This window comes from Methylorubrum sp. GM97 (assembly GCF_024347855.1).
Lineage (GTDB): Bacteria > Pseudomonadota > Alphaproteobacteria > Rhizobiales > Beijerinckiaceae > Methylobacterium > Methylobacterium extorquens.
In genome coordinates this window covers 4,006,215-4,018,517 of record NZ_AP025942.1, presented here as the reverse complement: position 1 = coordinate 4,018,517, position 12,303 = coordinate 4,006,215, and the positions used below count along the sequence as shown (strand labels likewise).

Genomic DNA, 12,303 nt, shown 5'->3' with positions numbered 1-12,303 from the left:
CCCGACGGATCAGTGCGCGACGGCCGCGGCGGCGGCCTCGTCGATGAGGCGCCCGGTGCGGAACCGGTCCAGGGTGAAGGGCGCGTTGATCGCGTGCGGCGTGCCGGTCGCGAGCGTGTGGGCGAAGACGTGGCCCGAGCCCGGGGTCGCCTTGAAGCCGCCGGTGCCCCAGCCGCAATTGACGAACAGGTTCGGCACCGGGGTCTTGCCAATGATCGGCGAGCGATCCGGCGTCACGTCGACGATGCCGCCCCAGGAGCGCAGCATCCGCATCCGGGTGAATTGCGGAAACAGTTCGCAGATCGCGTCGAGCGTGTGAGTGGTGATGTGGAGGCCACCCTGCTGGCTGTAGGAGGTGTACTGGTCGGTGCCCGCACCGATCACCAACTCGCCCTTGTCGGATTGCGACAGGTAGGCGTGGACCGCGTTCGACATCACCACGCAGGGGAAGCACGGCTTGACCGGCTCGGAGACCAGGGCCTGGAGCGGGTAGCTCTCCAGCGGCATCGACACGCCGGCCATCGACATCAGGGTCGAGGTGTGGCCGGCGGCGACCACGCCGATCCGGCCGGCGCCGATGAAGCCGCGGGTCGTCTCGACGCCCACCGCCGCGCCGGAGGCATCGCGGCGGATGCCGGTGACCTCACAATTCTGGATGATATCGACGCCGCGGTTGTCGGCGCCGCGGGCATAGCCCCAGGCTACGGCGTCGTGGCGGGCGGTGCCGGCCCGGCGCTGGAGCGCGCCGCCGAGCACGGGGTAGCGTAGGCTCCCCGAGATATCGAGCGGCGGGCAGAATTCCTTGCACTCTTCCTTCGAGAGCCACTCGTTGTCGATGCCGTTGAGGCGGTTGGCGTAGACGTGGCGCTTGAAGCTCTGAACGTCGTGGATGTTGTGCGCGAGCATCAACACGCCGCGCTGGGAGAACATGATGTTGTAGTTCAGCTCCTGGCTGAGCCCCTCCCAGAGCTTGAGCGCGTGCTCGTACATCGCCGCGCTCTCGTCGTAGAGGTAGTTGGAGCGGATGATCGTGGTGTTGCGGCCGGTATTGCCGCCGCCGATCCAGCCCTTCTCCAGCACCGCCACGTTGGTGATGCCGTGCACGGTGGCGAGATAATAGGCGGTCGCGAGGCCATGTCCGCCGCCGCCGACGATGACGACGTCGTAGCGGGGCTTGGGCTCGGGGGCACGCCACTGGCGGCCCCAGCCGGTATGGCCCCGCAGGGATTCGGAGAGCAGCGACGTGAGGGAGAAGCGGCGCATCGGTCGACCTCGCGGTGTTGAGCGATCATGGTCCGCGCCCCGCGGTGGGGCTTGATCGACGGCGACCGCGAGTTTGGGATTCCCGACCTCGATCGATTTCCCGGCCCGTCCCGCCGAAACGCCGCCGCGCGGCTTCGATCGGGCTGTTCGGCGGTCTGTTTCGCGCGGCCGTTCGACCGGCAGACCGGATGGCCTGCCCGATCACGCGGCGGTGATCCGAGGGGCAAACAAGAATTATTCTGTTGCCTTCGCCGGCCGATCGGAGATTAAGTTCCGGTGTGGGCGTCGTCTCTGCGGAGGTGCCGCGTCCGATCGACCGTGCCGGGTACAGCCGGAGCGACCCCGAATCGCTCCCCCGCCGGCACAAGGATCGCCGCGGCACGCGACTTGCCCACCAAGCCGCGGCACAGGCCGACAAACGGTGGTCGGGATGGAAATGACGATCGCAGCCGGGGCCACATGCCCGGCAGGTGTTGCTGCGGCGAGCGAGGCCGTGACCGGGAGAGCCATCTCCGTCGGTTTCATGCTGGTCGATCGCTTCTCGATGATCGCCTTCTCCTCGGCGATCGAGCCCCTGCGGCTCGCCAACCGCGCGGTCGGCCGCGATCTCTACCGCTTCTCGCTGTGGTCGGAGGACGGCACCAAGTGCACCGCCTCGAACGGGATCGAGGTCAAGGTCGCGGGCCGCTTCTGCGATGCGCAGGACTTCGACATGCTGGTCGTGTGCGGCGGCATCGACATCCAGCATCCGGATCACCGCGCCCTCCATTCGGCCCTGCGCCGATGCAGCGCCCGCGGGGCGGCGATCGGTGCGGTCTGCACGGGCACCTACGTGCTGGCCAAGGCCGGCCTCCTCGACGGCTACCGGGCGACGATCCACTGGGAGAACCTGCCGGGCCTCGTCTCGGAGCATGACGGGCTGGAGATCGGCTCGGACCTGTTCGAGATCGACCGCAACCGCTTTACCTGCGCCGGCGGCACCGCAGCGGCCGACATGATGTTGTCGCTGATCGTGCGCGACCACGGGCCGAGCGTGGCCTCGGAGGTCGCCGACCAGCTCATCCACCACCGCATCCGCGAATCCGGCGAACGCCAGCGGATGGACCTGCGCATGCGCCTCGGGGTCTCGCACCCGAAACTGCTGCGGGTGGTGGGGCTGATGGAAACCTCCCTCGCCGAGCCGCTCGGCAGCCAGGAACTCGCCGACGCGGTGCAACTCTCGACCCGCCAGCTCGAACGGCTGTTCCTGAAGTATCTCGGCCGCTCACCGGCCAAGCATTACCTGCGCATCCGCCTGGAACACGCCCGCAACCTGATCCGCCAGACGGCGATGCCCCTACTTTCGGTCGCGTTCGAGTCCGGCTTCACCTCGGCCTCGCACTTCTCGAAGGCCTATCTCGACTGCTTCGGCCAGCCGCCGAGCGCGGAGCGGAAGCTGGTGCAGACGCAAGGCAGCGTGCGCGCCTGAGCCGCCGCGGCCAATCCACCTCACCTGATCAAAGCTCAGCGGGGCGCCGGATCATTCGGCGCCCCGCTGAGCTTTCAATGCTGCGTGCCGATGCAGATTTCGACGAGATTGGATCTCGGTAGGGCCGCTAGACCTGAAAAACGAAAACGCCGGCTCCCAGGGAAGCCGGCGCGTCGCTCGCGAAACCACCAATTCTAAAAATAGTAGCCGATATTCATGATGAACCGCGACTTGAAGCGGTTCTCGCCGCCCTGGGCGAGGCCGTTGTTGAACTCGCCGACGCCGACATAGGGGTCGTTCCGGCCGATGGCGGCCTCGGTGTAGATGATCAGGTTCGGATCGGCCGTCAGGGTCCAGGCGCCGCCCAGCGTAAAGCGCTCACTGGCCCGGAAGTTTGCTTTGTCCTTGTAGAAGGCACTGAAGCCGGCGAAGGGCACCACGGTGAACGGGCCGATCGGATCGGGCACCTTGTAGGTCACTTCCGCCGAGACGAAATTGCCGCGCGCCGCGAGGTTGTACGAGAAGTCGAAGCCGCCGACCGTGACGAGATCGTTGCGGAAGGGGTTTCGCGGGTCGATGTCCTGGCGGACATAGATCGCCTTGAAGCCCCAGGGACCGTAGGTGCCGAGGGCGTGCAGACCTTCGAGCTGCTTGGTGCCGGTCTGGCGCGTGTCGAAATTGTAGATGTCCGAGTGCCAGATGGAGGCGCCGAAGGCGAGCGAGACGTCCTCGCTCTTGACAACGAAGTACTCCGCCCGGCCGATGAACATGTTCTGTTCGGCGTTGTTGGTTCCGAACGTGACGTAGGGGTCGGCCCGGACGATCGCGGTGGAGTAGCGCGCGCTGTCCGGGCTCAGGCCGAAGGCGTTGGGCGCGGAGCCGGGATAGAACCCGACCTGATAATTGAAGTCCGGCTCGACATGCGAGAACTTGACGCCGAGATTGTACACTTCCTCCAGACCCATGGTGAAGCCGAGGGTTTCAAGGAAGCTCGTCCCGAAATACGGGGTCAGGCCGAAGGGCGCTTGGTTGATGCCGGCGGTGATGCTGTCTTCCGGCGTGAATTTGTAGCCGACATAGGCCCACATCGGGTAGCTCACCTCGCCCGGATTGCCGCGATAGCCGCTGCGAGGGCCGTAGATCGAGCTGCCGCCGTAGAACCGGTACTGCGCCGAGCCGAAGATCGTATCGGAATCGTAGGTCGCCTTGAACGCGAGGGTATCGAAGTCGAAATTCTCCCGCGCCTTGCGCACGCCGCCGCGGCTGGCATCGTCGAAGCGCCAGTCGTAGCGGGCGCGGATGGCGCCGCCGAAGGTGAAGGTGCCCGAGTCGGTCTTCCCCTTCGGCGGCCCCAGATCGAAATTGCTGCGGGATTCGGGCGCGTAGCGCGGATCGGGGACGGCAACCGGCTGCTCGCTGTTGGCTTGGCTGGGCTCGGCATTGACCTCGACCGGGCCCTGCGTCTGCGCAGCGGCTGTTGATGGGCACAGCATGACCCCTGCGGCACATGCCACAAGGGCAGCCGCCAAACCGTTCGCCGTCATTTGCCTTAACCCCTTGAATGAAGACCCAGGTCGCCTTCCGAGCTGTTTCCCGTCGTTTTCTTATGTCTCGGACCGGGCCGTCACTTCAGCCAGCCATCGACCGTCGCGCGATTCTGCGCGATCCACTTCGCGGCGGTCGCCTCGGGCTTGGCGCCCTTTTCCTCGTTCTCCGCCATCACGGCTTCTTCGTCCTTGATGGTGAGCTTGAACTTCTGGAGGATCGCGTAGACCTCGGGCAGGTCGTCCTTGAGCCCCTTGCGGGCCAGCGTGTTCACGCTCTCGGCCTCACCGAAGCTCTTCTTGGGATCGTCGAGATATTTCAGGTCGTAGCGCGCGAACATCCAGTGCGGCGTCCAGGCCGTGACGACCACGTCCTTCTTCTGTCGAACCGCATCCTTCAGCGCGCTGGTCATCGTGGCGTCGCTGCCGTCGAGCAGCTTGACCTTGAGACCGTAGGCCTTGATGGCCGCCTCGGAACTCTTCATCACGCCGGCGCCGGGATCGATGCCGATCACCTTGCCGTCGACCTCGGAGGCCTTGGTCGCCAGATCCTCGATCGAGTTGAGGGACGACGTGGCGGGCACGGCCCAGCCGATCCGGGCCCCCGTGACGTTCGGGCCGATCAGGTCGATGCGGTTCTTCAGTTTTTCGTAATAGGCGCCCTGCGTGACGGGGAGCCAGGCCGCGACGCTCGCATCCGCGTCGCCGGTCGCCACCGACTGCCACATGGCCGCTGCCGCGAGCGGAATCGTCTTCACTTGGTAGCCTTTTTCCTCAAGGACGAGCTTGAGGATGTTGGTGGCGACCACGGCGTCGGCCCATTCCACGTAGGCGAGCCGAACCTGTTTGCCGGCTGCCTCGGCCGGCGTCTGGGCCAGCGCGAGGCAGGCGATCACCCCAAGTATCGGTGCACGCATGGATTGAGCCTTTCAGGATGGCTTGAGGATGGTGCCGATTTTGATCTGAGGGCTGATCTCGTCTGAAGCCTCTCTCGCTCGGGGAGAACGAGGCTAATCAGAGAAGATCATGGTGTATGACTTATGTTATTCGAACGACCAGAGAACGCAAGCATAAGTTGCTTTTCCGGCCGAACATGTAGCCCTCAAGCCACACCGTGCGGACGAGCCCGGGCGGCGAGGGCCTGCGTCACGCGGTCGAGGATGACCGCCACGATCACGATGCCGATGCCCGCCTCGAAGCCGGCGCCCGCCTCGAGCCGCTGGATCGACTGCCAGACCGCGCGGCCCAATCCGCCGGCACCGATCATCGCCGCGATCACGACCATGGAGAGGGCGAGCATCATGGTCTGGTTGACGCCGGCCATGATGGTCGGCAGCGCGAGCGGCAACTGCACCTTGAACAGCTTCTGGGTCGCCGAGCTGCCGAAGGCATCGGAGGCCTCGACGAGTTCGCTCGGCACGTTGCGGATACCGAGCGCCGTCAGCCGGATCACCGGGGGCACCGAGAAGACGATCGTCGCAAAGCAGGCCGAGACGGCGCCGAGCCCGAAGAAGGGGAGCGCCGGGATCAGGTAGACGAAGCTCGGCAGCGTCTGCATCATGTCGAGGATCGGCGAGAAGGTCCGCCAAGCCCGTCGGCTGAGCGCGAACCAGATCCCGACGGGAACGCCGACCACCAGCGCCGCAGCGGTGGCGATGGTGACGAGGACCAGGGTCTCGACCGTCGCCTGCCACAGCCGCAGGTTCCACACGAACAGCAGGCCGACGAGGGTCAGGAGCCCGATCTTGCGACCGCCGGCCCGGTACGCCGCGAAGGCCGCGACCGCGATGCAGAGCCATGGCGGGATCGCGACGAGGGCGGTGGTCAGCGTTTCGATCCAGTCGGAGACGGTGCGGCTGACGGCTCGGGTCAGCCAACTGCCATGCTCGGTGAGCCAGTCGAGGCCGTTGTCACTGAGCGTGTCGAGGGGGAATTTGGGGACGTTCCACTCCATGTCGGGGCTCCTGACGGCTTTGAGAGGATCGGGGCACCGGCATGCGGCTGCGCGTGCGTGCCGGGCCGCGCGGCGAGTGCCTGCACGACGTCGCGGCTGGTGATGGAGCCGATCAGGCGTCCGTTCCGGCCCACGACCGCGACGGATTCCTCGGCGGCGACCGTCGCGAGGATGGTGTCCAGCCGGCTGTCCGCTTCGACGACGGATTGTCCGAGATCGAGCAGGCTGGAGAGGGTCTCGGCCGGCCGAGCGGAGGCGAGCCTCTCGGCGAAGATGCGGCCGACCAGCCGTCCGTCCCCGTCGGCGACGAGCCACGCCCGGCCGCTCGTGCGGCCACCTGCCCCGCCGAGTGCGGTCCGCGCCTCGGCCACCGTCTGCGTGGGGGCGAGCACGGGGGCGGAGCGATCCGCGACCTGCTCCGCCCGCAGCACGGCGGCGAGATCGATATGCTCGACGAAGCGCTCGACATAGTCGGTCGCGGGGCGGGCCACGATGTCCTCGGGCTGCCCGATCTGCACCACCTCGCCGTCCTTCATCAGGACGATGCGGCCGCCGAGCGCGATGGCCTCGTCGAGATCGTGCGAGACGAAGACGATGGTCTTCTTGAGCTTGCGCTGGAGGTCGCGCAGCTCCGCCTGCATGTCGCGGCGGATCAGGGGGTCGAGGGCGCTGAAGGCCTCATCCATGAGCAGGATGTCGGCATCGGCGGCGAGCGCCCGCGCGAGGCCCGCCCGCTGCTGCATGCCGCCCGACAATTCATTGGGATACTTCGTCTCCCAGCCTTTCAGGCCGACGAGTTCGATGGCCTGCATCGACTGCTCGATCCGCTCCTTGGTCGGGACCTGCTTGATCTCGAGGCCGAACCCGACATTCCCGAGGATGGTCCGGTTGGGCAGCAGCGCGAAGTGCTGGAAGACCATGCCGAAGGTCTTCTGACGGAAGGCGAGCAGGTCCTTGCGGCCGAGCCGGGTCACGTCCACCCCGTCCACGACGATCCGGCCGCAGGACGGCTCGACCAGACGGTTCATGCAGCGCAGGAGCGTCGACTTGCCGGAGCCGGACAGGCCCATCAGGACGAGGATTTCGCCCTCTTCGATGTCGAACGAGATGTCGCGCAATCCGACGACCGCACCGCAGGCGGCGGCGATGTCGCCCTTGCGCTTCCCCTGGCCGATCAGATCGAGCGCCTTGGAGGGGTTCGAGCCGAATATCTTGCTGATACCTTCAAGATTGATCCGGCCCATGGGGTGACACCTTTCGATATAGATCGATATTGTTCGCGGCAGAATTTTCTGACAAGCTTATCTTGGACGATGTAAGAGTATTTCCGGCCCTTCGAGGGGGCTTGTCGTATTGCGACGCTTTATTGGCAGCGACCGACGTTCCGGAATTTTAACGCCTCAGCACCGGATCTATGTTGGTCCGTGCCGTGTTTCTGAGCAAGCGTGTTCAATAAAGTTGCAAGATATGTGCGGGCCTTGTGCAGAAGGCCCGTGGTTCCCGGCCAGCCGATGCGCCTCTCCGCCGGTACCGCGCGGCACGTTGGCCGATGCCGTCATCCGGCGCTTCGCCGAACGCGCGTGCCGGTTGCGTCCGCGGATCGAGAGCCGAACACCGCTCCGCCCACTTGCGCTGAATGCGAATCCAGGCTGCAGAGCGCTTAAAACGTGGGCATGAAAGGTAAAAACTTGCGCAGCCCAAGAATGGTCTTCGCTTGACCAAGAAAATCGCCGGTCCTAAAAACATCATCGAGTTGATCGCTAGGGTTCCAGCATCTCTTTGATGTGTTCGGTCCGAGAGCGGTTGCCGCGGCGGGAGACATCCGCCCGGATGCACGGCGGGATAAAAGCCCGGGAGACCTCACTAGCCAGAGATTGGCAAGGTTAGGTCTTGTACAATCTCTTTCTCTGTTGAGAGGGAACGTATGCCCGGCATCAGCCCCCAGATCGTTTCTCTGACATCATCTCCCGATCGTCGCCCCGGCGGATCGCACGCCTTGCACCGCCCGAGGACGGCGCGGGCCGGGATCGCGCGCCTTCGCGGCCGCTTCGGGGGCCGCACGCGCCTCGTCCCGGGCCGGACGTAACGTCCGCGGGCCCAAGCGCCTCACCCCCTTCCAACCTCAGTGCCGGCATCCGACGGACGGGCTTCTCAGCCCGCCGATGCCGGCCTGCGCGCAAAATCCGCGGTCGACCCACGGCAAGGGGCGGCCATCCGGTTCCGGCGACGATCCCGAGGAGACGAGACATGCGCATCCCGACCCTGATCACCGGCGGCCTCACGCGCCTCCGCCGAAGCCTGTCCGCGCTGACCCTCGCTGCCGGCCTCCTCGCCGCGCCGATGGCGCAGGCCGCCGAGCCGCTGCGCATCGGCTACAGCGACTGGCCGGGCTGGGTGGCGTGGCAGGTCGCCATCGAGAAGGGCTGGCTCAAGGAGGCCGGCATCGACGCCAAGTTCGAGTGGTTCGACTACTCCGCCTCGATGGATGCGTTCTCGGCGGGCAAGCTCGATGCGGTGACCTGCACCAACGGCGACGCCCTCGTCATGAGCGGCAACGGCGCCCGGAACGTCATGATCCTGCTCACCGACTACTCCAACGGCAACGACATCATCGTCGGCAAGCCGGGGGTGAAGTCGCTGGCCGACCTCAAGGGCAAGAAGGTCGGGCTCGAAGTCGGCCTCGTCGAGCACCTGCTCCTGATCGACGGCCTGCAGAAGGCCGGGATCAAGGAGAGCGACGTGACGTTGGTCAACGCCAAGACCAACGAGACGCCGCAGATCCTCGCCTCCGGCGACGTCGCCGCCATCGGCGCGTGGCAGCCGATCGCGGGGCAGGCGATGCGCGGCGCGGCGGGTGCCCGTCCGCTCTACAGCTCCGCCGACCGGCCGGGCCTGATCTACGACGTGGTCACGGTGACGCCCGCAAGCCTTGCCGCGCGGCGGCCCGACTGGATCAAGCTCGTCGGCCTGTGGGACCGGGTCGTCGGCTACATCACGGACCCGAAGACGCAAGGCGACGCGGTCGCCATCATGGCGGCCAAGGTCGGGGTGGAGCCCGCCGTCTTCACCCGCTTCCTCAAGGGCACCAAGCTTCTGACCCTGGCCGAGGGCCGCGCGGTGATGAAGGATGCCGACGGGTTCGGCTCGCTCTACGGTTCGAGCCGGCACGCCGATGCCTTCAACGTCAAGTTCGAGGTCTACAAGACCGCGCAGGACGTGAAGGCCGCCATCGACCCCGCCCTCACCGACGGCAAGTGAGGGCTTGAGGATGCGCGCGCCGCTGCCTCAGCCCCATCCCGAGAGGGACGCCGTTCCAGCGGTCGCGGTCGCTCCGCTCCCGCCGGTGGCGGGGACCGCCCCGGTCGTCGGGCGGGTGCGGCTCTCCTGGGTCGGCGCGCCGCGCCCGCTGACCCGGCGTCGGCGCGTGGCGCTCACCCTGCTCTCCTTCCTGCTGCCGCTCGGGCTGTGGGCGGCGGTCTCCTACCTGCCCTTCCTCTGGCACCCGCTGGTCGAAGTCACGAATCCCGGCGACGTCGCCTGGATGGAGCCCGGCATGCGGGTGCCGCGGGCGGCGTTTTCTGAGGAGGTCGCGGCGGCCCAGAGCGCGGGGATGGCTGTGCCCGAGGGCCGCCCGGCCAACCCGGTCTACCTGCCCGCGCCGCACGAGGTCGCGGTGGCCTTCTGGACCTCGCTCACGGCGCCGCCGCCGCAGCGCGATACGATCTGGCTGCCCGCGAGCCTGTGGCACTCGATCCAGATCATTTTTTGGGGCTTCACGATCTCTTCGCTCGTCGGCGTGCCGCTGGGCATCCTGTGCGGGGCGCAACCGACGATCGCCCGGCTGACCGAGCCCGTGATCGAGTTCGTGCGCTACCTGCCCGCCCCCGCCTTCGGCGCGCTGATGGTCGCGATCCTCGGGATCTACGACGGGCCGAAGATCGCCATCATCGTCATCGGCACCTTCTTCCAGCAGGTGCTCGTCATCGCCAACACCACGCGAAGGGTCGATCCGCTGCTGATCGAGGCGGCGCTCACCATGGGCTCGCGCAATCTGCGCCTGATCCGGAGGGTGATCGTGCCGGCGGTGCTGCCGCAGATCTACCGCGACCAGCGCATCCTGCTCGGCTGGGCCTGGACCTACCTGATCGTCGCCGAGCTGATCGGCACCTCGTCCGGCATCACCTTCTTCATCACGCAGCAGGCCCGCTACCAGCATTTCGACAACGTCTACGCGGCGATCCTCGTGATCGGCCTCGTCGGCATCGCCACTGACATCGCCCTGGCGCTGATTGGCCGCCGCCTGTTCCCCTATGCGAGGGCCGAGGCATGAGAGACGGCACGAGCGCGTCCGCTCCCATCCCGCTGACGGCCGAGCCGTGTGATTATCGCACCCAGTGCGAGCCCGTCCGCGCCCGCTTCGACCGGCTGAAGGCCCGCGACGTCGCCCTGCGGGTCGAGGGGCTCGGCAAGGTGTTTCGCAACGCGGACGGCGCCGAGACCGTGGCGCTCCGCGGCATCGATCTCGTCACCCACCGCCGCGAGTTCCTCTGCGTGGTCGGGCCGTCGGGCTGCGGCAAGTCCACCTTCGTGCGCATCCTGGCCGGGCTCGAGACCAAGAGTTCGGGCAGTGTGAGCGTCGGCGGCGTGCCGGTCTCCGGCCCCGGCGCCGACCGGGGCATGGTGTTCCAGGGTTACACCCTGTTCCCCTGGCTCACGGTCAAGCGCAACGTCGCCTTCGGCCTGGAGGAGAACGGCGAATCCCGGCATGTGGCCGAGCGCGAGGCGCTGCAATGGTTGGCGCTCATCGGGCTGGAGCGCTTCGCCGACGCCTACCCGCACCAGCTCTCCGGCGGCATGAAGCAGCGCGTGGCCATCGCTCGCGCGCTCGCCATGCGCCCGCGCATCCTCTTGATGGACGAGCCGTTCTCGGCGCTCGACACCCAGTCGCGGGCCAGGATGCAGGCCTACCTGATCGAGATCTGGCGCAAGATCGACATCACCATCGTCTTCATCACCCACGATCTCGACGAGGCTATTTACCTCGCCGACCGCATCCTCGTCCTGAAGGCCCATCCCGGCGAGGTCGAGGAACTGATCGAGGTGCCGGTGCCGCGTCCGCGCCATCCGAGCCAGAGCCTGACACCGGAATTCCGCGCCACCCGCGCCCGGCTCGATGCGCTGATCCACCCCGGCGAGGCGGAGGCCGACGGCCCGACCGATCTGGCTGGCCTCGATATGGTGACCCGGATGGCGAGCGTGGGGGACGAGGTCGAATGAGCGCCCTCCCCACTCTCCCCTTGCTCTGGTCCGACCGCACCTGGGAGGAGATCCCCGGTGATCTCGAAGCGGCTGCGGGGGCTGCGCTCCTGCCCATCGGCGCCACCGAGCAGCACGGGCCGCATCTCGGCTGCGGCATGGATTTCGTGCTGGCCGACCTCCTCTGCCGCGCGGTTTCGGCGCGCACCCGTGTGCCGATGCTGCCGGCCCTCCCCTACGGCTGCTCGCTCGGCCATTCCCGGCGCTGGCCCGGCACCCTCGCTCTCGACCCTGTCGTGATGACCGAACTCGTCCGGCAGATCGGAAGCCAAGCCTACCATTCGGGCGTGCGCCGCCTGTTCCTCGTCAACGCCCACGTCACCAACGCCGCCCCCTTACGCTGCGCGCTGGAACTGCTGCGGGCGGCCCACGACGACCTGATGGTCGCGCTCGTCAACACCGCCACCGTCAGCGAGCGGGTGCGCGCGGCCCATTTCGCCGACGCCGAGGATTGGCACGCCAACCGGGCCGAGACCGCGCTGATGCAGGCGCAGGCCCCCGCCCTCGTGCGGGAAGACCGCATCGTCGACGCCGACGACCCGGACCGCACCCAAAACCTCGTCTTCGCCCACCCGGTCAACCGCACCAGCCGCAACGGCGTCACCGGCTTCCCCTCGCAGGCGAGCGCGGCGGAAGGCGCCGAACTGTTCGCTTGGATGGTCGAGGACCTGACCGCCCTCGTCCGGCGCGGGCTCACCGAGACCCCGCCCCTTCCCCATTCCTACGACGGCCCCGCCGTCCCCATACCAGGAGCCTGA

Annotated in this window: 10 protein-coding genes and 1 riboswitch; of the genes, 5 read left to right on the top strand and 5 right to left on the bottom strand. The window is 67.2% G+C overall.

Annotated elements, in window-relative coordinates; genetic code table 11:
* Positions 1-9 precede the first annotated feature (9 nt).
* Positions 10-1,263: a sarcosine oxidase subunit beta family protein gene (locus MSPGM_RS18830; RefSeq protein ID WP_003606582.1), complete on the bottom strand. Its 1,254-nt coding sequence runs from the start codon at positions 1,261-1,263 to the stop codon at positions 10-12.
* Positions 1,264-1,699: 436 nt separating this feature from the next.
* On the opposite strand from MSPGM_RS18830, the gene MSPGM_RS18825 reads away from it, so the two are divergent.
* Positions 1,700-2,731 carry a GlxA family transcriptional regulator gene (locus MSPGM_RS18825; RefSeq protein WP_261925872.1) on the top strand — a complete coding sequence of 344 codons (1,032 nt, stop codon included), beginning with the start codon at positions 1,700-1,702 and terminating at the stop codon, positions 2,729-2,731.
* Between the two features lie 194 nt (positions 2,732-2,925).
* Here MSPGM_RS18825 and MSPGM_RS18820 read toward each other — a convergent pair whose 3' ends face one another.
* The 4 genes from MSPGM_RS18820 to MSPGM_RS18805 form a co-directional block, all read right to left on the bottom strand.
* The gene (locus MSPGM_RS18820; protein ID WP_261925871.1) at positions 2,926-4,275 is read right to left on the bottom strand and encodes a hypothetical protein; all 1,350 of its coding nucleotides are present in this window, start codon (positions 4,273-4,275) and stop codon (positions 2,926-2,928) included.
* A gap of 80 nt (positions 4,276-4,355) precedes the next feature.
* Positions 4,356-5,192 carry a glycine betaine ABC transporter substrate-binding protein gene (locus MSPGM_RS18815; protein ID WP_012254941.1) on the bottom strand — a complete coding sequence of 279 codons (837 nt, stop codon included), beginning with the start codon at positions 5,190-5,192 and terminating at the stop codon, positions 4,356-4,358.
* Between the two features lie 185 nt (positions 5,193-5,377).
* Positions 5,378-6,229, bottom strand: a complete 852-nt coding sequence (locus MSPGM_RS18810; protein WP_261925870.1) for an ABC transporter permease — start codon at positions 6,227-6,229, stop codon at positions 5,378-5,380.
* Positions 6,145-7,473: a glycine betaine/L-proline ABC transporter ATP-binding protein gene (locus tag MSPGM_RS18805; RefSeq protein WP_261925869.1), complete on the bottom strand. Its 1,329-nt coding sequence runs from the start codon at positions 7,471-7,473 to the stop codon at positions 6,145-6,147. Before MSPGM_RS18805 ends, MSPGM_RS18810 begins: the two co-directional genes overlap by 85 nt.
* Before the next feature lie 505 nt (positions 7,474-7,978).
* Positions 7,979-8,088: riboswitch (guanidine-I (ykkC/yxkD leader) on the top strand.
* Positions 8,089-8,476: 388 nt separating this feature from the next.
* Here MSPGM_RS18805 and MSPGM_RS18800 point away from each other — a divergent pair.
* The 4 genes from MSPGM_RS18800 to MSPGM_RS18785 are packed head-to-tail and all read left to right on the top strand — an operon-like array spanning position 8,477 to position 12,303.
* Complete coding sequence (locus MSPGM_RS18800) at positions 8,477-9,487, top strand: ABC transporter substrate-binding protein (RefSeq protein ID WP_056112771.1); 1,011 nt, start codon at positions 8,477-8,479, stop codon at positions 9,485-9,487.
* 10 nt (positions 9,488-9,497) lie between these two features.
* Positions 9,498-10,559 carry an ABC transporter permease gene (locus MSPGM_RS18795; RefSeq protein WP_261925868.1) on the top strand — a complete coding sequence of 354 codons (1,062 nt, stop codon included), beginning with the start codon at positions 9,498-9,500 and terminating at the stop codon, positions 10,557-10,559.
* Positions 10,556-11,506, top strand: a complete 951-nt coding sequence (locus MSPGM_RS18790; RefSeq protein WP_261925867.1) for an ABC transporter ATP-binding protein — start codon at positions 10,556-10,558, stop codon at positions 11,504-11,506. The genes MSPGM_RS18795 and MSPGM_RS18790 overlap by 4 nt, the downstream gene beginning before the upstream one ends.
* The gene (locus MSPGM_RS18785; protein ID WP_261925866.1) at positions 11,503-12,303 is read left to right on the top strand and encodes a creatininase family protein; all 801 of its coding nucleotides are present in this window, start codon (positions 11,503-11,505) and stop codon (positions 12,301-12,303) included. Before MSPGM_RS18790 ends, MSPGM_RS18785 begins: the two co-directional genes overlap by 4 nt.

Excerpts from the sequence above, each read along its gene's own strand:
- MSPGM_RS18815 (WP_012254941.1), bottom strand. The coding sequence starts at position 5,192 with ATGCGTGCACCGATACTTGGGGTGATCGCCTGCCTCGCGCTGGCCCAG.
- MSPGM_RS18830 (WP_003606582.1), bottom strand. The coding sequence starts at position 1,263 with ATGCGCCGCTTCTCCCTCACGTCGCTGCTCTCCGAATCCCTGCGGGGC.
- MSPGM_RS18790 (WP_261925867.1), top strand. The coding sequence starts at position 10,556 with ATGAGAGACGGCACGAGCGCGTCCGCTCCCATCCCGCTGACGGCCGAG.
- MSPGM_RS18820 (WP_261925871.1), bottom strand. The coding sequence starts at position 4,275 with ATGACGGCGAACGGTTTGGCGGCTGCCCTTGTGGCATGTGCCGCAGGG.
- MSPGM_RS18800 (WP_056112771.1), top strand. The coding sequence starts at position 8,477 with ATGCGCATCCCGACCCTGATCACCGGCGGCCTCACGCGCCTCCGCCGA.
- MSPGM_RS18785 (WP_261925866.1), top strand. The coding sequence starts at position 11,503 with ATGAGCGCCCTCCCCACTCTCCCCTTGCTCTGGTCCGACCGCACCTGG.
- MSPGM_RS18810 (WP_261925870.1), bottom strand. The coding sequence starts at position 6,229 with ATGGAGTGGAACGTCCCCAAATTCCCCCTCGACACGCTCAGTGACAAC.
- MSPGM_RS18825 (WP_261925872.1), top strand. The coding sequence starts at position 1,700 with ATGACGATCGCAGCCGGGGCCACATGCCCGGCAGGTGTTGCTGCGGCG.
- MSPGM_RS18805 (WP_261925869.1), bottom strand. The coding sequence starts at position 7,473 with ATGGGCCGGATCAATCTTGAAGGTATCAGCAAGATATTCGGCTCGAAC.
- MSPGM_RS18795 (WP_261925868.1), top strand. The coding sequence starts at position 9,498 with ATGCGCGCGCCGCTGCCTCAGCCCCATCCCGAGAGGGACGCCGTTCCA.